Origin of the sequence: Pseudomonas sp. 13B_2.1_Bac1 (genome assembly GCF_025466155.1) — a bacterium.
GTDB lineage: Bacteria > Pseudomonadota > Gammaproteobacteria > Pseudomonadales > Pseudomonadaceae > Aquipseudomonas > Aquipseudomonas aylmerensis.
This window is the reverse complement of record NZ_JANLOH010000068.1, coordinates 80,443-100,667: the sequence shown is the minus strand read 5'-3', so window position 1 is coordinate 100,667 and position 20,225 is coordinate 80,443. Positions and strand designations below refer to the sequence as shown.

Sequence of the window (20,225 nt, the reverse complement as noted above, 5' to 3'; positions counted from 1 at the left end):
CCCTTGTCTTGTGTGTTTGCCTGGGATACCGCGTGAAATTCAGCCTGCCGAAAATCGCTACCGCTCCATTCTGCCCACCGGAAGTGGCCGGCTCCGTTGCCGTTGATCCCAACGCGTCGTTCTTCAAGCGCATCCTCATGTTTGCCGGCCCCGGGCTGCTGATCTCCATCGGCTACATGGACCCGGGCAACTGGGCCACGGCCATCGAGGCCGGGTCGCGCTACGGCTACAACTTGTTGTTCGTGGTGCTGCTGGCCAGCCTCGCCGGGATGGCGGTGCAGTGCCTGTGCTCGCGGCTGGGCATCGCCACCGGCAAGGACCTGGCGCAACTGTGCCGCGAGCGCTACAGCCCGCGTTCGGCACGCACCCAGTGGCTGCTGGCGGAAGTCTCGATCATCGCCACCGACCTCGCCGAAGTGCTTGGCTGTGCCCTGGCGTTTCACTTGCTGCTGGGGGTTTCACTGACAACCGGCATCGTCATCACTGCCTTTGATACCTTGCTGATCCTCGCCCTGCAAAACCGGGGCTTTCGCCGCCTGGAAGCGATCATGCTGGCGTTGGTGGCGACCATTGGCGTGTGTTTCTTCATCGAGCTGGTGCTGATCAAGCCTTACTGGCCCGACGTGTTCAGCGGCTTCACGCCCTCATTGTCGGCCATCAGCGACGCCGCGCCGTTGTACCTGGCCATCGGCATCCTGGGGGCCACGGTGATGCCGCACAACCTGTACCTGCACAGCTCGATCGTACAAACCCGGCTGATCGGCAAAGACCTCGCCAGCAAACAGGACGCGGTGAAGCTGGCCCGGATCGATACCATCGGCTCGCTGGCCCTGGCGTTGCTGGTCAATGCGGCGATCCTGATCCTCGCCGCCGCGGCCTTCCACAAAACCGGGCACACCGATGTGGTCGAGATCCAGGACGCCTATCACCTGCTGGACCCACTGGTGGGCGGTGCCTTCGCCAGCATCCTGTTCGGCGTCGCCTTGCTGGCGTCTGGGCAAAGCTCGACCTTCACCGGCACCATCGCCGGGCAAGTGATCATGGAGGGCTATCTCAACCTGCGCATCCCTTGCTGGCAACGTCGCTTGATAACCCGTGGACTGGCGCTGATCCCGGCGTTCCTGGGCGTATGGCTGATGGGCGACGACGCCATCGGCAAATTGCTGATCCTCAGCCAGGTGGTGCTCAGCCTGCAGTTGCCATTTGCGCTGTACCCGCTGATTCGCATGACCGGCGACAAGCAACTGATGGGACCGTTCGTCAATCGGCTGCCGACCAGGATGCTGGCGTGGTTTCTGTTTGCGGTGATCAGCGGGGCGAATGCGTGGTTGATTGGCCAGTGGGTGTTTTGATCAAGCCTGCGGGGCCATTGGGATGATTTAAACCAGGATTGCCAGGGACGTGTATTGGGCAACCTGTGGGTCCGCTGGCTGCAATGGCCCGTTCAGACCGCACCTTCTTGTAATGCACGACTTCCATGGCGTTTCCCCAAAAAAAAGATCTGCTGGGAGTCTGCCCGAGCCTGCCGTGCTGGAAAATGCTGGCCCGAAAAAACAGAACGGGCCTACCTCATTGGGTGGGAAAAATCCGCAGCAGCGACGTCCTGCACACTCAACCCGCCTCACCGATCCCAATACGGCACGCTGCCAAAACACTCCACGAAGTAATCGATCACCGTGCGCACCTTCAGCGACAACCGCCGGCTCCCCGGCCACAACGCGGCGATCTGCTGGGGCTCCAGGGTGGTCGCCACCTCATAGTCCGTCAGCACCGCCTGCAGCGTGCCGGCGCGCAGGCCTTCGCCGATCAACCAGGAGGGAAACACCACCAGGCCCAGGCCTTGCTCGGCAGCGTGGGTGAGGGTGTCGGCGTGGTTACCGGTGATCGGGCCCTTGACGCTGTAGGGCTTCCAGTCGCCCTGGCCCTTGCGGAAGAACCATCGTTGCTGGCCGGTGATGCCCTTGTAGGCCAGGCACTGGTGGTCGATCAGTTCGTCAGGGTGGGTGGGCGTGCCATGCAGGGCCAGGTAGGCGGGGCTGGCGGCAAGGCGAAAGCGCTGCGGGGCAAAGATGCGTGCCTGCATGCTGGAGTCGTTGAGCACGCCGATGCGAAACATCAGGTCGGTGCCGTCTTGCAGCGGGTCGACGTAGGTGTCGGTCTGCTGGATATCCAGTTGCAGCTTCGGGTAGCGCCGGCACAACTCGCCCAGCCACGGTGCCAGGTGGCGCTGGCCAAAGACCATCGGCGCGTTGATGCGCACCAGGCCGCTGGGTTCGCTTTCCTGCTCCTGCAGTGCTTGGCCGGCGGCTTCGAGTTGTTCCAGCATCAAGCGCGCGTGGCGTCCCAGCAAACGCCCGGCCTCGGTAGGGCTGACCGCGCGGGTGTGGCGATAGAGCAATTGCTGGCCGAGGGCCTGTTCCATCAGTTGGATCTGCCGGGAAATCGAGGAGGGTGCCAGGCTCTCGCGGCGTGCCACTTCCGAAAAGCTGCCATGGTCCAGCACCGCGACGAACAGGCGTAGCGCCTTGAAACTCAATTCATTCAAGCCCTGCATCATGCCTCCAGGTTGTGCGTAATGCGCAAAGGTGTTGTCCGTATGCTCCCATTTATCGCACAGGACGACCACCGGATAATGCGCGTCATCCAATCCTTTGTTGATGTGCAGGTGATGTATGCAAGCAAGTTCTATCGAGGGCGTGGCGCAAGCCAAGTCGAAAAAAAACCTCCTGCGGCTGCTGTTGTTGCCGTTGGTGATCCTGGCCGGTATGGGGCTGTCGGTCGAAGCCGGCCTGCTCGGGCCGCTGGGCGTGCAAGTCGGGCATTTGTGGGCAACCTTGAGCATCTTCGGCGTCGGCTCGGCGATCCTGTATTTGCTGCTGTTGTTCAGCGGCCCGCAAAAGGGCCCGGCCCTGTCCGAGTTGCCGCGTTGGCAATTGATCGGCGGCTTCCTGGGGCCGATGTACGTGGTGGTGCTGACCCTGGCCACGCCGCATATCGGGATTGCCATGACCATGATCGCGATTCTGTCGGGCCAGGTCGGCAAGAGCGTGCTGATCGACCATTTCGGCTGGTTCGGCACGGCGCGCAAGCGCGTGAATGGCGAGCGCTGGATTGCCCTGGCGTTGATTGTGGTGGCACTTGTTTTGATTGCACGAGGTTAAGGCGATGAATCTGATTCTGTTATTGGTACTGGTGATTGCCGCAGGGGCGGTGTTGAGCGTGCAGGCGGCGATCAATGGTCGCCTGGGCCAGGCGGTGGGTGTATTGCGCGGCAGCCTGGTGACCTTTGTGGTCGGGGCGATTGTTACCGCGCTGATGATTCTGTTCTTCGAACCGGCCTATCCCGTGACCTTGTTGGACGTGCCTAAATGGCAACTGACCGGCGCGCTGTTCGGTGTGGTGTACATGATGGTGATGGTCGGCGCGGTGCCGGTGGTCGGTACGGCGGTCGCCACCGTTGCGGTGATCCTCGGCCAACTGGGCATGGGCATGCTGATCGACAACTTCGGCTGGCTGGGCAACCCGGCGATCGAATTGTCGGGCGCCCGGATCGTTGCAATGGCGTGTCTGGCCCTGGCGTTGGTGTTCATGTACCGCAGCAATACGCGCACCGACTGATGGTTTGAACCATCGACGGCGGGCCGCAGTCACTGCTTAAGGTGCCGGCGCTCGCCGCACCGGGACGACCATGAAGAAGGAGTCTGACCATGCCCGATAAAACCTGTGCCTGCCCACACTGCAAGTGTGTGCTGGGAGCTGATGCGGTAATGAAGGACGGCAAGGGCTATTGCTGCCAGGGCTGTGCCGAGCATCATGCTCATGGCGAGCCGTGTGCGGCGGCCACTGGCTGCGAATGCGCCAAGTCGGCTAAAGGCTAACCCCCGTAGGAGCCGGCTTGCCGGCGATGCGCCCCCAAGGACTGCACGAATCTTGAGTTCGCCATCGCCGGCTTGCCGGCTCCTACGCAGTTTCTGCGGTCACTGGCGTTCGAGTTCGAGCCGCAGGCTATGATCGGGCAGGCGTTGACGGTCTTTCACCACGCCGCTGGTACGGCGGCCCTCCAGCGCAAATACCACGGTTTGCGCGTCATGCAGATCATCCGGCAATGGCTGGAAAACCTTCAGCACCAGCCAGCCTGGCGAGTGTTGCAAGCTCACCTGACACTCGGCCTGTTTGGCCAGCGGCCCGAACAAAGTGTCGCGGGTGTAATCAATGCGCGCCCTGCCATTGATTGAATCCATGGTTTTCTCCCTGATCAAGCCTGAGCGCGCGCATCCGAGCGGCGCCATTGCACGTTGGTAATGCCGAACTTCTCGGCCTGCTCCCGGCTGGTCTTCTTGACCTGCTCACGGGCGAAACGGCCGATACGGCCCACGCCGGCATCACAGCTTGCCCAATGCCAGGCTTCCAGGGTGTCGAGCTTTTCCAGGCGGATGATGAATGACTTCGGCTCGCCATGGAGGCTGTAGTCGATCACGAACAGTTTTGCGTTATTCATTGGCCCATCAACCCTGGTGGTGTAAAGCAAGTGATCCTCGTGGGCGCTAAAAATTCACTCGGATTGTCGAGCGGTGGTCATTACCATGGCGACTCACCCTTGATTGATGTGCTCCCCATGGCCCTGGCTGCGCCCCCCGACCTCAGTGATCACGCCGTCCCCGTGCAGCCGTTGGCGCGTACTTACCCGCGTGGGTTGTACGTGGAGCCGCACAGTCACGACTGGGGACAATTGCTCTACGCCATGAGCGGCGTGATGTGGGTCGAGACCCCTCGCGAAGCCCTGGTGGTGCCGCCCCAGCGTGCCGTGTGGTTGCCGCCTGGGGTGGAGCACGGGATCCGGGTGGTGTCGGACCTGCAGATGCGCAATATCTACCTGCGTCCATCATTGGCGGCGACGCTGGACAGCCAGGTTCAGGTGATTGAGGTTGGCGGGCTGCTGCGTGAGCTGATCGTCGCGCTGGTGGAGCAGGGCGACAGCGGTGACGCCGCGTATTACGACGCGGTGGTCGGCCTGGCGCTGCTGGAGCTGCAACGGGCGCGTCGCTCGCAGATCCGCATCGCCATGCCGGTCGAGGCCGACCGACGCCTGATCAACGCGTGCCAATCGGTGATGGCCGAGCCGTCCCTGGAAATCCCCTTCGAGCAGCATGCGGACACGGCCGGTGCCAGCGTGCGCACTTTGGCGCGGCTGTTCCAGCACAACCTGGGCATGGGCTTTGCCGAGTGGCGCCGCCAGGTGCAGCTGGCCACGGCGGTGGCGGAGTTGATCCAGGGCCAGTCTGTCAGTGCGATCGCACGTTCGCTTGGGTACTCGCCGAGCAGTTTCAGCGACATGTTTCGCCGCGAACTCGGTGTAGCGCCTTCGCAATACGTCGGCTGAGGGGTTGGCCGAAATCCTGAAGCACTTGGCCGATGCTTCAGAAATGGGCTCTCTACACTGAGCCTATCAACCCCCTGAGGCGCAGCCCCCATGAACTACCTGATCTCCCTCGCCATCGGCCTGTTTGTCGGCGTGATTTACGGCGCGCTGGATTTCCGCTCGCCCGCGCCGCCGGCCATCGCCCTGGTGGGCCTGATGGGCATGCTGCTCGGCGAGCAGCTCTGGCCCATGGGGCGGCAGCTGGTCAGCGGTTGGTTGTCCTGATTTTCTTTCCCTCCTAAGGATTGCGTCATGAAAGCACTGCAGTTTTCCGCCACCGGCGATCTTAACGCCCTGGGTTTCGTCGACGTCGCCACCCCGGTACCGGCGGCCGGTGAAGTTCTGGTCCAGATCAAGGCCGCGGGCCTGAACCCCAGCGATGTAAAAAACGTGCTCGGCCGCTTCCCCTACACCACCTTGCCGCGCATTCCGGGCCGCGATTTTGCCGGTGTGGTGGTGCAGGGGCCGCAGGCGCTGGTCGGTCAGGCCGTGTGGGGCACCGGACGCGACCTGGGTTTTTTCGCCGATGGTTCCCACGCCGAGTACCTCACCGTGTCCGCCAAGGGCGTGGCGCATAAACCCAGCCACTTGAGTTTTGCCCAGGCCGCAAGCCTTGGCGTGCCGTACACCACCGCCTGGGACGCCCTGGAACGCAGCGGTGTCGGCAAAGGCACGCGGCTGCTGGTGATCGGCGCCAATGGTGCGGTCGGCAGCGCAGCGTTGGCCTTGGCGAAAATTCGCGGGGCCCAGGTGCTGGCGGCGGTGCGCAAGGTCGAGCAGGTCGAGGTGTTGCAGGCGCAAGGTGTTGACGCGATTGCCCTGGGCACGCCGGACGAGCTGGGCGCGCAGGTGAACGCGGTGTTCAAGGGCGGTGCCGATGTGATTTTCGACACCACCGGTTTCTGGTTGCCGGCGGCCGTGGCGGGCCTGGCGCCATTCGGTCGCATCGCGATCATCGCCGCGCCGGTGGACGGCCACGTGCAATTGCCGGCCCTGGCCCTGTACCGCAAGGGTGGCTCGGTAGTGGGGATCAATTCGTTGCTCTACAACTGCGAGCAATGCGCGGTGATGCTCGAGCAGTTCGGACGCTTCTTCGACGAAGGCCTGCTGCCGCTGCCCACCGGCCTGCGCGAAGTGGCGCTGGCCGACGGTGTGCAGTGCTATCAAGACGTGAACCAGGGCAGTGCAGACAAGATCATCCTCCTGCCCTGACACGCTAAAAAAAGGGGGATGAGTGCAGGCCTGAGTCCCGTGTCTGGCGCAGCTCCACTGTGGGAGCGGGCTTGCCCGCGAAGGCGGTGGATCAGTAGCGGTGAAGTTGGCAGACCCACCGCCATCGCAGGCAAGCCAGCTCCCACACTGATCGGGTGCAGGCTTGAATCCCGTGTCTGGCGCAGTTCCACTGTGGGAGCGGGCTTGCCCGCGAAGGCGGTGGATCAGTAGCGGCGAAGCTGGCTGACCCACCGCCTTCGCAGGCAAGCCAGCTCCCACACTGATCGAGTGCAGGCCTGAGTCCCGTGTCTGGCGCAGCTTCACTGGGGGAGCGGGCTTGCCCGCGAAAGCGGAGTGTCAGTAGCGGCGAAGCTGGCTGACCCACCGCCTTCGCAGGCAAGCCAGCTCCCACACTGATCAAGTGCAGGCCTGAGTCCCGTGTCTGGCGCAGCTTCACTGTGGGAGCGGGCTTGCCCGCGAAGGCGGTGGACCAGTAGCGGCGAAGCTGGCTGACCCACCGCCACCGCAGGCAAGCCAGCCCCCCACAAGTCAACGCTCGTCAGGCTTCGGGGACGCCTTTTTCCCACGCCGACCAGTTCTTCAGGATCGCTTGCACCAGCGGGTTGCCCGTGCGGTACAGGTTCTCCAGCGCCGGTACAAAACCGCCTTGATCGGCGTACTTCAGCAGGTTGTCCACTTCGCTGTAGCCCGGATAAGGGCGGTCGAAATCGGAACCGGCACGCACCACCGCCAGGCGCTGGATATCCACCAACCCTTCGCGACTGGCGCGCAGCAGGGCCTCGTAGGTGGAGTTGTCCTCCTGCTGGGTGGTGCAGTACTCGCCTTTATTGTCCGTGAGCAACTGGGTCCAGACTTCGGCGCGCTCGCCCAGGCGCGTGCCGGAGAACCAGGTGTTACCCGCCAGGGTGTCGCAGCGGGTGACCTGCGGCGGCTGGTTGGCTGGCGCGGCGGGGTAGTGTTTGCGCCAGGCGCTGGATTCCTTGCTTTCCGTGAGCTCGACTTTTTGTGACAGCGCAAACGCCTTGGCTTGCAGCTTCGGGTTCAGCTCAAACACTTCGGTCTTGTAGTCCAACGGTGGTTTCTCGTTGGGCCCCTTGGTGTTGATGCCGATATAGCCGGTTGGCCAGTCCTTGGGCGCATCCCGCGAGTCCAGCTCCCACTGGGTACCGAATTCCACCAGGTAATGCGCCCACGCCGCCGTGCCGAGGGTGCCGTGCTTGGGGCTGATGCCGGCGATTCCGGCGATCAGGAAATAGCTCTGGCGCAGGTCGAACTTGGGCGACAGGGCCAGTGCCAGGGTGGACGCGGCGGCGTTGGTCTGGCCCATGCCGGTGACCAGCAGGCAGACGTCCTCGGTGTTGCAGCGGATCACCGGGTATTCGGCCGACAGGCCCGGCACGCGCACTTCCTGCTTGAGCGCCAGGCGGTCGATCCAGGTTTGCGCCTCGGGGGCGAACATGGTGATCAGCATCACCTTGGGCTTGATCGGCGCCGGTGTATCAGCCAGCACCACGTGGGGCAGCAGCGCCAGGCCGATGGCCAGTGACAGACGGGTAAACGCTTTCATCGAATGCTCCTTGATCAGAATTGATAGCCCACGCCGGCGTAGTAACCCCAGCCGTCGGAGCGGGCGCGGAAGTTGCCCTCGCCAAAGTTCAGCTCGCTGCCATCCTCCCAGTTGCCGCCGTTATGAAAGTAACGACCGACCAGGGTGAAGCGCAGGTGCGTGAACGAGTACAGCAGCACGTTGGTTGCCACCAGGGAATTGGCGGTGCGTGCCGGGTTGTCCTTGTGCAGGTCCGAGCCGAAATCGTAGTTGGTGAAGCCTATGTAGGTCAGCGAGGCACCGTTGTCGAAACTGCTGATGGGCACGATGTACTTCATCTGCGCGCGGTAGCCATCCCAGGAATATTCATTGCTGGCGCCGTAGTTTTCCCACTGGTAACGCCCGTAGAAGTTCGCCGACAGGTTGACCCGCGAGTGGGTGTCGATGTCGGTGCCGAGGCCGCTGTACAGGGTGTTGGCGCGGTTGTCCTTGTTGCTGCCGTGGTCGTAGATCCAGTCGAACGCCACGTACCATTCCTTGAACGGGCCGATGGCCAGGCTGCGCCCCGCCAGGTAGTCGATGGAAATACGCGGCTCATGCTCCATGAACACCGGCGAGCCATGGTCCCACACGCCTTTGTCATTACTGTTACCGATGGTGAGGATCTTCGGCACGTCGATGTAGCCGTACAGCTCGAAAGGCCCCTTGCGGCCGAAGTACTCGTATTCCAGGTACACGTCGTCCTGCGGCTTGGGGCCGAAGCTGATGTCTTTGCTGCCGATCAAGGTCAGGTCCTGGTTGAACCAGTCCGACCAATACACGCCTTTTTTAGCCGGGCTGGCTTCGGGGCTGAGGGTTTCGCCCTGTGCCGAGTCATCCACGGGTTTTTGCTGCGCCAAAATGGGTGCACTGAGTACTCCCGTAACGGCAGCCAGTAGCAAGGAAACACCAAAGCAAGCACGAGGCCTTGAGGTGGGGTGCATTGAAAATCCCTATTCGTACGCGGTTGGAACCCGATTCTGCGGGTAGTGGTGAACTTGGCTGGCAAGTTCGTTCCGCAAACGTTTGCACGTGGCGTACCAACTTTGTTCAAGGGGTTGAGTTGAATGGAAAAAAGTGCGATTAATCGACCTTTTGGTCAAAATTGACTGGGTGTCATTTTCTCGATGCGATTGAACAGGTGCATCGCGGTTTCGCGCCGATACTCACTCGGCGTCTGGTTCATCTCGATGCGAAAATGCCGATTGAAGTTGGACAGGTTGGCGTAGCCCACTTCAAAGCAGATATCTGCCACCGACATCTCACTCTGCAGCAGCAACCGACAGGCGCGTTGCACGCGGAATTTACGCATCAGGTCGATAAAGCCGTGGCCGGTGTTGCGTTTGAAGAAGCGCGAGAAGCCCGGTTCGCTCATCTCCAGCTGCTGCGCGATGACCGACAGGCGCACGTCGCCGGTCAGCTCCGTCATCAAGTAGTCGAAGGCCTTGTTGATGCGTTCGGCGCTGCGTGCGTCCAGGGTCGGCGCGTAGCAGGGGCTGGCCAAGGCCTTTACCTGTGGGGGCGGGGCGTTTTTCAGGGTGTCGAGCAGTTGCAGGAACAGGATCAATCGCTGCAGGCCGTGGGCGCTGCCGATGGCTTCCATCAGGCGGGCAGCCTGCAGCGCCGTGGCGCCGGTGAACTCCAGGCCGCGCCGGGCTTGCTCGAATAGCGGCTGCAAGTCGCCGAGTTCGGGTAGGGTCTTGCGCAAGGCGAGGAGGGCGGCGCCGTCAAATTGCAGCACCACGTCGCGGCCGCTCAGGTATTCGCCGGGAGCCAGCTCGCCGATCCAGTCGTGCGGCAGGTCCGGGCCGATCAGCGCGACATGCCCGGCACCGAACGCGCCGATATAGTCGCCCGCCACCAGCTTGCCGCTGCCCTGGCGGATCAGGTGGATTTCAAATTCGGGGTGGTGATTCCAGCGCGCGAGGTCGTAGGGGTAGTCATGTTCGAACCAGCGAAAGCAGTGGTCCGGCTCAGGCAGGATCACTTCAAGCTCGGCAGGGCGGTGTTCGAACAGTTGGGCGCGGCTGATGGGCATGGTGATGCCTCTTTTACTTGTCGGATCGGCTCAAAATACGCGGGTTGGCAAGCCGTGCGCTACCCCTGGTTTCGCCCGGCACTGATACTTTTTTGATCGTGGAACGGCGGTTAAAAAAGTATCAGCCGAGCATTCGCCCTGCGTTTGTGGGGGGCTGGCCAAGCTGCTGTAATCGGCGCTCAACAACAAAAACAACAGGTGGAAACCGCCATGTTCAAGCTCCCGCACGCGTTGTTCCTGCTTTCCGGCCTGGCAGTGGCAATGCCCAGTCAGGCCGCCGACACCGTCACCATCGCCACCGTCAACAATAGCGACATGATCCGCATGCAGCGCCTGTCCAAGGTGTTCGAGCAGCAACACCCGGACATCCAGCTGAACTGGGTAGTACTGGAAGAAAACGTGCTGCGCCAGCGTCTTACCACCGATATCGCCACCCAAGGCGGGCAGTTTGACGTGCTCACCATTGGCACCTATGAGACGCCGCTGTGGGGCGCCAAGCACTGGCTGGAGCCGCTGACCCAGTTGCCGGCCGATTACGATGCCGACGACATCTTCCCGTCGGTGCGCCAGGGCCTGTCGGTCAACGACACCCTGTATGCGTTGCCGTTCTACGGCGAAAGCACCGTGACCTACTACCGCACCGACCTGTTCAAGCAGGCTGGCCTGAGCATGCCCGCGCACCCGACCTGGACGCAGCTTGGCGAGTTCGCCGCCAAGCTCACAGCCAAGGACCAAGGCCAATACGGCATGTGCCTGCGCGGCAAGGCCGGCTGGGGTGAAAACATCGCACTGCTGAGCACCATGGCCAATGCCTTTGGCGCGCGCTGGTTCGATGAGCAGTGGAAGCCCGAGCTGACCAGCCCCGAATGGACCGCCGCCGCCAACTTCTACGTCAACACCCTCAAGCAATACGGCCCGCCGGGCGTGTCCAGCAACGGCTTCAACGAAACCCTGGCGCTGTTCAATAGCGGCAAATGCGCGATCTGGGTCGATGCCAGCGTCGCCGGCTCCTTCACCACCGACAAGAGCCAGAGCAAGGTCGCCGACAGCGTCGGCTTCGCGGCTGCCCCCACCGAAGTCACCGACAAAGGCTCCTCGTGGCTCTACGCCTGGTCGCTGGCGATCCCGGCCACCTCCCAGCACAAGGACGCCGCCAAGGCATTTATCGCCTGGGCGACGTCGAAGGCGTACATCCAGTTGGTCGCGGATAAAGAAGGCATCACCAACGTACCGCCGGGCACCCGCCAATCCACCTACAACGCGGCGTACCTCAAGGCTGCACCGTTCGCCCAGGTGACCCTGGAGATGATGAAGCACGCCGACCCCGCGCACCCCTCGGCCAAACCCGTGCCGTACGTGGGCATCCAGTACGTGACCATCCCCGAGTTCCAGGCCATCGGCACCTCCGTCGGCAAGCTGTTCTCGGCGGCGCTCACCGGCGGCATGTCGGTTGACCAGGCGTTGCAGCAGGCGCAGTCCACCACCGAGCGCGAGATGAAACGTGCCGGCTACCCGAAATAGTTTTGACAGGACACCTCAATGAAACGACTCGAAGGTAAGAGCGCGCTGATCACCGGATCGGCGCGCGGAATCGGCCGCGCGTTTGCCCAGGCCTACATTGCCGAAGGCGCCACCGTTGCCATCGCCGATATCGACCTGCAACGCGCCCAGGCTACTGCAGCCGAACTGGGCCCCCAGGCCTACGCGGTGGCGATGGACGTCACCGACCAGGCCTCCATCGACAGCGCGATTGCCGCCGTGGTCGCCCAGGCCGGCAAGCTCGATATCCTGATCAACAACGCCGCGCTGTTCGACCTGGCGCCCATCGTCGACATCACCCGCGACAGCTACGCGCGGTTGTTCTCGATCAATGTCGCCGGCACGCTGTTCACCCTGCAGGCTGCCGCGCGACAGATGATCAGCCAGGGCCACGGCGGCAAGATCATCAACATGGCCAGCCAGGCCGGGCGGCGCGGTGAGCCGCTGGTGGCGGTCTACTGCGCAACCAAGGCGGCAGTGATCAGCCTTACGCAATCGGCGGGGTTGAACCTGATCAAGCAGGGCATCAACGTCAACGCCATCGCCCCCGGTGTGGTGGATGGCGAGCACTGGGATGGCGTGGATGCGCTGTTCGCCAGGCATGAAGGTTTGCCGCCTGGCGAGAAGAAGAGGCGGGTAGGGGGTGAGGTGCCGTTCGGGCGGATGGGTACGGCAGAGGATCTGACCGGGATGGCAATCTTCCTGGCGTCCAAAGAGGCCGACTATGTGGTGGCCCAGACCTACAACGTCGACGGCGGCAACTGGATGAACTGATCCTGGTAGGCGCCCGGCTTGCCGGGCTCCTACAGGTGTTTTACTCGGCGAAACTGCGATCAAAAAAATACACCGCCCCAGGCTTCAGGTTCTCCACCGTCGCCTGGGGCCGGCCGCCTTCACCGTGCTTCTTGCGCCCCGTCTCACGCAGATACCCCGCCTCTGTCAGCTTCAATAGCCGCTGGCGAATACTGGTCTTCAATACCGGCCGCTCCAGCACCAGGGAAAAGATCGTGGTCGCTTCCGGTGCGCTGAATTCATTGCCCAGGAACATCAGCGGCAAGCTGCTGTACAGCGACTTGGAGAGCAACCGTTCCTGTACGGCCGCGACGATACTGTTGTGATCGAACGGCAGCTTGATGCTGCCATCGGCCACTGCCTTCAGCGCAAACCAGCCCTGGTGCTCACCCAGGCTGACTTCATCCGCGACGATCGCCAGGTAAAAGGTCGACGACGACCAGCAACGCGGATCGCGGAACGCGTCACCCACTGTGCCCACTTGTTCACTCCAGGCCAACGCCAGGCCGACCTTGTCGCTGGTGCGCAAACGCTCCACGGCAGCCTGGAGGCTCAGATCTTGCACGTCGCCATTCACCACCACGCCGGGCAGCGCCCAGTGCCCGGCAAATGGCTCGGCCTCGCGTTTATTCAGCAGCAGTTTCAGTTCGCCGCCCGTGCGGCAATAGCACAACACGCACAGGTCGACGGTATGGAGGTAGGGGCTAAGGGGCATGTGACGTCCTTCTGAACAACGATGAGGCACAGTCTAGCGGATCGAACAGATATGTCATGTACTGGGCCCGGGATAGATATCTAAATGTTTCTTGCAATGAAAGTACATGACGTGTACTTTTGATTCCAGGCCACAGGAGATCCGCCATGACCCTCGCGAAAACCGCCATTGCTTCATTCGACGTCGATGCCCAGAAGAGCTTCACGCCGCTGTGCCCCAACGAATTGCCGGTGGTCGGCGGTGATCAGATCGGTGCCGAACTCAACTTCATGGCCAGCCTCGCCGGCCACCGCGTCGGCAGCAAGGACGCGCACACCCCGCATGCACCCTGGGTGGTCACGCAGCACAGCGAGATGCTGCAGCCCACCGGCCTGGTCCACGCCGATGTCACCTGGGTCAGCCACTGCGTGCCGGGTACCGAGGGCTTTACCTTGCTCGACGAACTGCCCACGCCCTATGACTACGACTACTTCATCTGGAAAGGCGTCGAACCCGACCTGCATCCCTACGGCGCCTGCTACCACGACCTGCACGACAAGCTCTCCACCGGCGTGATCGAGTACCTCAAGGCCCAGGGTGTCAGCCGCGTGATCGTCGGCGGCCTGGCCCTCGACTACTGCGTCAAGACCACTGCCCTGCAACTGCTCAAGGCCGGGCTGGAGGTGGTCCTGCACGTGCCGGCGTGCCGCAGTATCAGCGAGGAGGGCGGTGTGCAGGCCGTCAACGAGTTGCTCAAGGCCGGTGCCTGCATCAGCAGCACCCGCGAAGAACTGGCCGCGATGGCCACGCGTTAAGGAGATACACCATGGAAAGTGCCTACGACTACGAATCCCCGGTGATCCAGGGCTTGCTCGACACCGACTACTACACCTTCACCATGATGCAGGCGGTGTTGCACCAGCACCCGAATGTCGATGTGGAATACAACTTCATCGTCCGCTCCCGGGAAAAGCTCGGCCACCTGATCCCCGCGTTGCGCGCCGAGCTGGAGAACATGGCCGGCCTGCAGATGCGAGAAGGCGAGCTGCGCTTTCTGTTCAATCCGCGTTTTCGCGAATACTTGACCCCTGACTACGAGCGCTTCCTCGGCCTGTTTCGCTTCAATCTGCGTTATATCCACGTCAGTGAGATCGACGGCCAGTTGAACATCCGCGTGGTCGGCCCGATGCTGCACTGCATCATGTTCGAACAGCCGGTTCTGGCGCTGGTCAGCGAGTTGCGCAATCGCGACAAATACCCCGACGTGAGCCTGGAGGACGTCACCCGCAAGCTCTATCAGAAGTTCGACTGGCTGGAGAAAAACCTCAGCCGCGAGGAGCTGGCCGACTTGCGTGTGTCGGACTTCTCGACCCGCCGGCGCCTGTCGTTCAAGGCCCAGCGCGAAGTCGTGGACATCATGCGCCGCGACTTCCCCGGTCAGTTCGTCGGCACCAGCAATGCGCACCTGGCCTATGAGTTCGACCTGCCGCTGATCGGCACCATGGCCCACCAATGGCTGATGGTGCACCAGCAACTGGGCCGCCTGCGTGAAAGCCAGAACGCCGCGCTGGAAAACTGGGTGCGCGAGTACCGGGGCCGCCTCGGCATCGCCCTGACCGACTGCATCAGCACCGACTTTTTCCTCAAGGATTTCGACTTGTACTTCGCCAAGCTCTACGACGGCCTGCGCCAGGACTCCGGCGACCCTATCGCCTGGGCCGACAAGGTGCTGGCCCGCTACAAACAGCTGGGCATCGACCCGATGACCAAGGACCTGATGTTTTCCGACGGCCTGAACTTCGAAAAATGCCTGCCGATCCTGCGGCACATCCGGGGCAAGGCCAAGTTCGGTTTCGGCATGGGCACCAGCCTGGCCTGCGATGTGGAGGGCGTCGAGCCGCTGAGCATCGTGATGAAGCTGGTGCGGGTGCACGGCGAGCCGGTGGTGAAATTCTCCGATGATCCGATCAAGAACGTCTGCGAAGACCCGTCGTTCTTGCAGTACGCGGCCCAGGTATTTTCTGTAGGAGAGGGCGTGCTCCCGAAAGCGGTGGATCAGCGCTGACGGGGTCGACTGACACGTCGTCTTCGCGAGCAAGCCCGCTCCCACAGGTCAATCCAGGCAATACAGAGGTGTGATATGCAAACCCAAGAACGTATCGCGCAGGAACTGAATATCGATCGGCAACTGCGCAAGGGCGATGAGGCCAAAGAGGTCCAACGGCGCATCGACTTCATCAAGACCACCTTGCGCCAGTCGGGCTGCAAGGCCCTGGTACTGGGCATCAGTGGCGGTGTCGACTCGCTGACCGCCGGCCGCTTGTGCCAGCTGGCGGTAGAGCAACTGCGAAATGAGGACTACGCCGCGCGCTTTATCGCCATGCGCCTGCCCTATAAAACCCAGGCCGATGAAAGCGACGCCCAGGCCTCGCTGGATTTCATCGCCCCGGACCACATTGACACCCTGAACATTGGCGCCAGCGTCGATGGCCTGATGGCCAGCCTCGACGCCAACCAAGCCAGCGCCAGCCACGTGGATTTCATCAAAGGCAACGTCAAGGCCCGCACTCGCATGATCGCCCAGTACGCGGTGGCCAACCTGCACAACGGCCTGGTCGTCGGCACCGACCATGGCGCCGAAGCGCTGATGGGTTTCTTCACCAAATTCGGCGACGGCGCCTGCGACCTGGCGCCGCTCTCGGGGCTGACCAAGACCCAGGTACGCCTGCTGGCCAACGCCCTCGGTGCTCCGGCGAAGCTGGTGCACAAACTGCCGACCGCCGACCTGGAAGAGCTGGTGCCGGGCAAACCGGACGAACACGCCTACGGCTGTACTTATGCAGAGATCGACGCCTACCTGATGGGCGAGCCGGTGAGCGAACGAGTGAGGAGCCTTATCGAGCAGGCCTACCTCAAGACCGCCCACAAACGCGCACTGCCCATCACCCCCTCGTAGGCGCCGGCTCGCCAGCGAAAAACCCATCGGCACCGCGCACTTCCAGCATGCCCGCGTTATCGTTGTGGTTTTTCGCTGGCCGCGCCTACAGTTTGCCGTTCTCGCGAATGTTCCAGCCGAACCGGATCGGCCCGCCATCCTTGCCGCCATCGGCTTTCTGCGGCTGGTAACTGACTTCCACCTTGGCGAAGTTAAGGCTGATTTCTTCCGTAAGCACATCGTTTGATGCTGCTGCGCGTGTCTCGTAAGAGGCAACCATAACCTCCTTCAAGGTGATCAGCAGATACTCCACACTGCTGCCGCCTCCAGCCTTGCGCACCACAATGCGGGCTTCCGGATAATGCTTGCCGGTAGCACAGGCCATCATCAGGTTTGGCGTGGATTTATCCAGGCTCTTTTCAATCGCGATATTCGCCATATTGACCTTACCGGCCCCGCCGCCCGTGCCGTTGTGCATGGAGCCAGACTGAGACAGGCTCCAGCCCCAGCGGGTGATATCGATTTCATCCCGATGCACCTGGTCCCTGGACTCGCCCTCGATATCTCCCAGCTTCAAAAACATATCGATCGCCATCTTCGGTCCTTGTTTGATCGTTCGCCGGTAGTGGCGCGGGCGTACTTTTCCCATTCCCAGGATTGACTACAAGGCTCTGAGGCGAGATCGAGAAGTGCCTGTCTTGAAAAAGGAAACCTTCCTACATTCCTGGTGGATATTGATTCTTTAGGCTCTGCGCTCTTGAGAATTCTGGAGTAAAGGAATGGCTACCAGCGTATTGAAGGACGGATTCCCCAAGGCTCACCTCACCCCCCGTGAGCGGGTAGAAAGCAGCATTGACCTGCGTCGATTGTTTGCTGTGATCGACGCTGATCCGGCGATTGCCGGGGCAGGGGTGGTGTACCTCGATTCACAGTTGTGGCCGGTGACGTTGCGCGAGTTTCAACCGATTTGCAGTGTGCTGCCCAAACGCGTGATTTTGCGCGAGATGCCGAGGTCGATGGCGCGGTTGGATTTTGTCCGGCGGTTGGAGCAGGAGCCACAGGAGTCGCAGCTTGTATTCGAGGCGATCAGTGCCTCGTTATCTTGCGGGGCTGCAGTGCTGGGTTGGCTTGTGGTGCTGAGTGGCTCTGTGGCGATGCCCTTTACGATGGGCGTGACCAGTTTTGTTGTTGCGGCGGGCGTCTCTGCCGCCCTTGCCAGCTCTGCGCAATGCGCAATTGGAGCGGTTCGGGCCTACAACGAAAGGTACAGACCGGTCGACAATGATCATATGGATGATTCGGACTGGTACAACACAGTTTCGCCGATATTGGATGGCGTTTCCCTGATAGGGATTGGAACCAGTGCGCTGACCACTGTACGGCTATTAAAAGTTAACAAAAAGACCTTGGGCAAAAGCTGGTATGAGCTTTTGCGAGGACTCTCACGGCAAGAACGTAAACAGCTCACAAATGAACTGTTGACGCTGAGAGATCCTGGCTTGTCGACGAAGCTGCTCAAATTGCGCCAACGAACCGGGGCATTGCCCAAGCGCTACAGCGCCCACCAAATCCGCCATGCCACGTTCACTCAGCTAAAGGACATCTTGGGCGGCGTATTGGGGCTGAGTGGCAGCTATCAAAATGGTCATATAGGGAGCGCCGCAACCCTTGCTATTGGCCTGTACGAGGAAATTGCGGAATGACGGAGTCAGTTGCGAGTTTTCTCGGGCGCTATTTTCCAGTGTTCATGGGCACGATTTTCATGGCTATCCTCTCAACCGCCATGGTGACTGTGCTGGTTGACGAAAACTATTTGCGCGGGCTCGACCAGCCACTGAGAACCGAATTGTCTGGTTGGGGGCTGCTGTCGTTGACGGCTTTTTTCGGGCTTTGCAATTTCATGATTGTGCGTGGTCGTAGATGGGCGACTGGACTGTTGGTGGGTTATTTCGCTTTTTGCCTGATGCTGGTATTACCCACGATTCAATATCGACCGCATACAGTAGCGTTTTCGCTGGGGGTTGCGTTTCCGCTCCTTGGGTTACTGCTGCTCAACACTGAACGCCATCGAGAAATGCGGCGGAAATTGATTGAAATCCGAATTCAACGCAATACGGCGAAAGCGAACTATAAAATACACCGCAATAAAGCCGGGGCGAGCAGGGCAAGGGAAGCGTAACTCCCACGTCCACCACGTGGGAGCGTCCGCTATGTCGGCCTATCGCTCGATCGACCGACTCCACCGCGCCTGGTTCACCTGGTCCCAGTCAATCGAAATCGCCGTCGGCAAGTAAATGCGCCAGTCCCGCTTGGTCATTGCATGCACGAAAGTGGTGAACGAGTGACCCAACTTGTGCAACAGGTCGGGATGTCATAGGCGCCTCATTGACTTCGGGGGGTAGCATTGTAAATGGCAATTTCCGAACGATTGCCGTGGGATTATATGAGGCGTTTGAAGAATGATATTTCTGATGACCTATAAGGAACTCTTGCGTTATTTGAAACGCTATTTTCCTGTTTCTATGGGGGCACTTTTTGCTCAGGGGCTCACTCTCGTCATCGGCATACCGATGATGATCGACAGTTACTTTGAAGTGCTACCTGTTAGCGAAAGCCTAAGGTATTCCTATTTTTCAGTACTCGTTGCGTCTTTTCTTATCGCCCACTGCAACTTCATGGTTGTCCGTGGCTATCTAGGATGGATCTGCATTCCGGTCATCTTGATGCTCTTGTGCTTGGTCGGCGTTCTCCCGACTATCGTCTATCGCCCTCACACAGTTTTCTATGTGTCAGGCATCCTGTTCCCACTGCTCGCCCTGCTATTGCTCAACAGTAAACGCCACCGGGAAGCCCGTAACGAGTGGGTGAAACTGCGCGAAGAACGCCAACGTATCGGTAGAATAATCCACACCCAACGCCAGAAGAGTCGGCGCCAGGAGCGGTTATAGGCGTTACCGCTCGATCGACCGACTCCACCGCGCATTCCACTCCGGCCGCGCCTGGTTCACCTGGTCCCAGTCAATCGAAATCGCCGTCTGCAAGTAACCCTGCATCGCCTCTACCCGCGCGCGGGTCTTGTCGGTGGTCGGTGTGGTCGGGTTCGACGGGATCTGGTCGCCTTCTTCCAGCGCCGGTGCCTGGGCCTCGGCGGTCAGCAAAAATGTTGCGAGTTTCTGCGCCAGTTCCGGCTGGTCGTTGCGTGCAATCACGCATTCAGCCACGTTCAGCACCACCGCGCCTTCCTTCGGTTGCGCATATTCCATCGGCACGCCGAGCAACTTCTGGGTGGTGACCTGGGTCGGGGTGAGGGGGAAGATCGCCGCTTCGTCGGTCTGCACCATCTCGGAGATTTTCGCCGAGCTGGCGATGTATTCCAGTACGTTGGGGCCAACGGTTTTCGGCCAGGCCTTGAAGCCCGGGTCGACGTTGGTTTCATCGCCGCCCTGGATGCGGTTGAACATCAAGAAGCCGTGCAGGCCGAAGGTCGACGAGGCCAGGGACTGGAACACCACTTTGTCCTTGAAGCGCGGGTCGGCCAGGTCCATCCACGAGGTGGGCGCGGCCCAGCCTTTTTCCTTGAACATCTTGGCGTTGTAGCCCAGGCCGGTGACGCCCAGGGTCACGGCCACGGCCTGTTGCTTGATTTTCGCCTTGGCCGGGATCTGTTCCAGGGTCGGGCTCGGCGCCAACGTGTCGCACAGGCCCATGGAGATGGCGCGGTACATGATGCCGTCGTCGAGGAACATCACGTGCATCTGCGGGTTGTCTTTGTTGGCCTGGACCTTGGCGAGGATGTCCGACGAGGTGCCAGGCACGATCACCACCTTGACGTTGTTGGCCTTCTCGAATGCGGGCAGCACCTTGTCGGCGTACACCCGTTCCATGGTGCCGCCATTCATGCCCAGGTACAGCGTCGGCGCGGCGTTTGCGGTGGTGGTGAGCAAGGCGAGGGACAAGCAGGACAGCGCAATACGGAGGTTCATGGATGTT

General features: G+C 61.3%; 23 protein-coding genes and 1 pseudogene. 15 read left to right on the top strand and 9 right to left on the bottom strand.

All coding sequences use genetic code 11. The annotated features are described in order from the left end of the window. The first annotated feature begins 32 nt into the window (after positions 1–32). Positions 33–1,352 (top strand): Nramp family divalent metal transporter, encoded by a 1,320-nt coding sequence (locus tag NTD80_RS16625; protein ID WP_065905989.1) that lies wholly within the window; start codon positions 33–35, stop codon positions 1,350–1,352. A 269-nt stretch (positions 1,353–1,621) separates the two neighbouring features. On the opposite strand, the gene NTD80_RS16620 is transcribed toward NTD80_RS16625, so the two are convergent. Then, positions 1,622–2,554, bottom strand: coding sequence for a LysR family transcriptional regulator (locus NTD80_RS16620; RefSeq protein ID WP_065905991.1), 933 nt, complete (start codon positions 2,552–2,554; stop codon positions 1,622–1,624). Positions 2,555–2,672: 118 nt separating this feature from the next. Between NTD80_RS16620 and NTD80_RS16615 the strand changes: the two genes are divergently transcribed. From NTD80_RS16615 to NTD80_RS16605, 3 genes are all read left to right on the top strand, one after another. Further along, positions 2,673–3,161, top strand: coding sequence for a DMT family transporter (locus NTD80_RS16615; RefSeq protein WP_262134329.1), 489 nt, complete (start codon positions 2,673–2,675; stop codon positions 3,159–3,161). A gap of 4 nt (positions 3,162–3,165) precedes the next feature. Further along, entirely contained in the window at positions 3,166–3,618 is a 453-nt protein-coding gene (locus NTD80_RS16610) for a DMT family transporter (RefSeq protein ID WP_065905995.1), read from the top strand. 89 nt (positions 3,619–3,707) lie between these two features. Then, positions 3,708–3,878 (top strand): metallothionein, encoded by a 171-nt coding sequence (locus NTD80_RS16605; RefSeq protein WP_016977247.1) that lies wholly within the window; start codon positions 3,708–3,710, stop codon positions 3,876–3,878. Between the two features lie 99 nt (positions 3,879–3,977). Here NTD80_RS16605 and NTD80_RS16600 read toward each other — a convergent pair whose 3' ends face one another. Both NTD80_RS16600 and NTD80_RS16595 read right to left on the bottom strand, forming a co-directional pair. Further along, positions 3,978–4,241 (bottom strand): hypothetical protein, encoded by a 264-nt coding sequence (locus tag NTD80_RS16600; RefSeq protein WP_262134328.1) that lies wholly within the window; start codon positions 4,239–4,241, stop codon positions 3,978–3,980. A 14-nt stretch (positions 4,242–4,255) separates the two neighbouring features. Further along, complete coding sequence (locus NTD80_RS16595; RefSeq protein ID WP_065905999.1) at positions 4,256–4,498, bottom strand: DUF6555 family protein; 243 nt, start codon at positions 4,496–4,498, stop codon at positions 4,256–4,258. A gap of 117 nt (positions 4,499–4,615) precedes the next feature. Between NTD80_RS16595 and NTD80_RS16590 the strand changes: the two are divergent. The 3 genes and pseudogenes from NTD80_RS16590 (at position 4,616) to NTD80_RS16580 (ending at position 6,631) form a co-directional block, all read left to right on the top strand. Further along, positions 4,616–5,400 (top strand): annotated as a pseudogene (locus NTD80_RS16590) (AraC family transcriptional regulator). 70 nt (positions 5,401–5,470) lie between these two features. After that, positions 5,471–5,644: a DUF1427 family protein gene (locus NTD80_RS16585; RefSeq protein WP_074851542.1), complete on the top strand. Its 174-nt coding sequence runs from the start codon at positions 5,471–5,473 to the stop codon at positions 5,642–5,644. Between the two features lie 27 nt (positions 5,645–5,671). Next, positions 5,672–6,631, top strand: coding sequence for a zinc-binding alcohol dehydrogenase family protein (locus NTD80_RS16580; RefSeq protein ID WP_120448243.1), 960 nt, complete (start codon positions 5,672–5,674; stop codon positions 6,629–6,631). A 559-nt stretch (positions 6,632–7,190) separates the two neighbouring features. Here NTD80_RS16580 and NTD80_RS16575 read toward each other — a convergent pair. The 3 genes from NTD80_RS16575 to NTD80_RS16565 form a co-directional block, all read right to left on the bottom strand. Next, positions 7,191–8,219, bottom strand: coding sequence for a purine-nucleoside phosphorylase (locus NTD80_RS16575; protein ID WP_262134326.1), 1,029 nt, complete (start codon positions 8,217–8,219; stop codon positions 7,191–7,193). 14 nt (positions 8,220–8,233) lie between these two features. Further along, entirely contained in the window at positions 8,234–9,181 is a 948-nt protein-coding gene (locus tag NTD80_RS16570; RefSeq protein WP_065906007.1) for a nucleoside-specific channel-forming protein Tsx, read from the bottom strand. A gap of 155 nt (positions 9,182–9,336) precedes the next feature. Beyond that, entirely contained in the window at positions 9,337–10,275 is a 939-nt protein-coding gene (locus tag NTD80_RS16565) for an AraC family transcriptional regulator (protein ID WP_106804327.1), read from the bottom strand. 210 nt (positions 10,276–10,485) lie between these two features. Here NTD80_RS16565 and NTD80_RS16560 point away from each other — a divergent pair, with 210 nt between their 5' ends. Both NTD80_RS16560 and NTD80_RS16555 read left to right on the top strand, forming a co-directional pair. Then, on the top strand, positions 10,486–11,796 hold the full coding sequence (locus NTD80_RS16560; RefSeq protein WP_201144077.1) for an ABC transporter substrate-binding protein: 1,311 nt from the start codon (positions 10,486–10,488) through the stop codon (positions 11,794–11,796). 18 nt (positions 11,797–11,814) lie between these two features. Then, a complete protein-coding gene (locus NTD80_RS16555; protein WP_065906013.1) occupies positions 11,815–12,588 on the top strand; it encodes an L-iditol 2-dehydrogenase in 774 nt (257 codons plus the stop codon). Between the two features lie 40 nt (positions 12,589–12,628). Here the strand turns inward: NTD80_RS16555 and NTD80_RS16550 are convergent, their stop codons facing one another. After that, a complete protein-coding gene (locus tag NTD80_RS16550) occupies positions 12,629–13,321 on the bottom strand; it encodes an NUDIX hydrolase (protein ID WP_201144078.1) in 693 nt (230 codons plus the stop codon). Between the two features lie 146 nt (positions 13,322–13,467). Between NTD80_RS16550 and NTD80_RS16545 the strand changes: the two genes are divergently transcribed. From NTD80_RS16545 to nadE, 3 genes are all read left to right on the top strand, one after another. Further along, the gene (locus NTD80_RS16545; RefSeq protein WP_106804323.1) at positions 13,468–14,115 is read left to right on the top strand and encodes a nicotinamidase; all 648 of its coding nucleotides are present in this window, start codon (positions 13,468–13,470) and stop codon (positions 14,113–14,115) included. Between the two features lie 11 nt (positions 14,116–14,126). Beyond that, entirely contained in the window at positions 14,127–15,365 is a 1,239-nt protein-coding gene (gene pncB, locus NTD80_RS16540) for a nicotinate phosphoribosyltransferase (RefSeq protein ID WP_120448249.1), read from the top strand. 75 nt (positions 15,366–15,440) lie between these two features. Further along, a complete protein-coding gene (nadE, locus tag NTD80_RS16535) occupies positions 15,441–16,256 on the top strand; it encodes an ammonia-dependent NAD(+) synthetase (protein WP_262134325.1) in 816 nt (271 codons plus the stop codon). An 85-nt stretch (positions 16,257–16,341) separates the two neighbouring features. Here the strand turns inward: nadE and NTD80_RS16530 are convergent, their stop codons facing one another. Then, entirely contained in the window at positions 16,342–16,830 is a 489-nt protein-coding gene (locus NTD80_RS16530) for an Hcp family type VI secretion system effector (protein ID WP_262134324.1), read from the bottom strand. 184 nt (positions 16,831–17,014) lie between these two features. Here NTD80_RS16530 and NTD80_RS16525 point away from each other — a divergent pair, with 184 nt between their 5' ends. The 3 genes from NTD80_RS16525 (at position 17,015) to NTD80_RS16515 (ending at position 19,183) form a co-directional block, all read left to right on the top strand. Continuing rightward, a complete protein-coding gene (locus NTD80_RS16525; RefSeq protein WP_262134323.1) occupies positions 17,015–17,938 on the top strand; it encodes an NAD synthetase in 924 nt (307 codons plus the stop codon). Continuing rightward, positions 17,935–18,414: a hypothetical protein gene (locus tag NTD80_RS16520; RefSeq protein WP_262134322.1), complete on the top strand. Its 480-nt coding sequence runs from the start codon at positions 17,935–17,937 to the stop codon at positions 18,412–18,414. The genes NTD80_RS16525 and NTD80_RS16520 overlap by 4 nt, the downstream gene beginning before the upstream one ends. Positions 18,415–18,706: 292 nt before the next feature. Next, a complete protein-coding gene (locus NTD80_RS16515; RefSeq protein ID WP_262134321.1) occupies positions 18,707–19,183 on the top strand; it encodes a hypothetical protein in 477 nt (158 codons plus the stop codon). A gap of 3 nt (positions 19,184–19,186) precedes the next feature. Here NTD80_RS16515 and NTD80_RS16510 read toward each other — a convergent pair whose 3' ends face one another. Continuing rightward, on the bottom strand, positions 19,187–20,218 hold the full coding sequence (locus NTD80_RS16510) for an ABC transporter substrate-binding protein (protein ID WP_262134320.1): 1,032 nt from the start codon (positions 20,216–20,218) through the stop codon (positions 19,187–19,189). Positions 20,219–20,225: the final 7 nt, after the last annotated feature.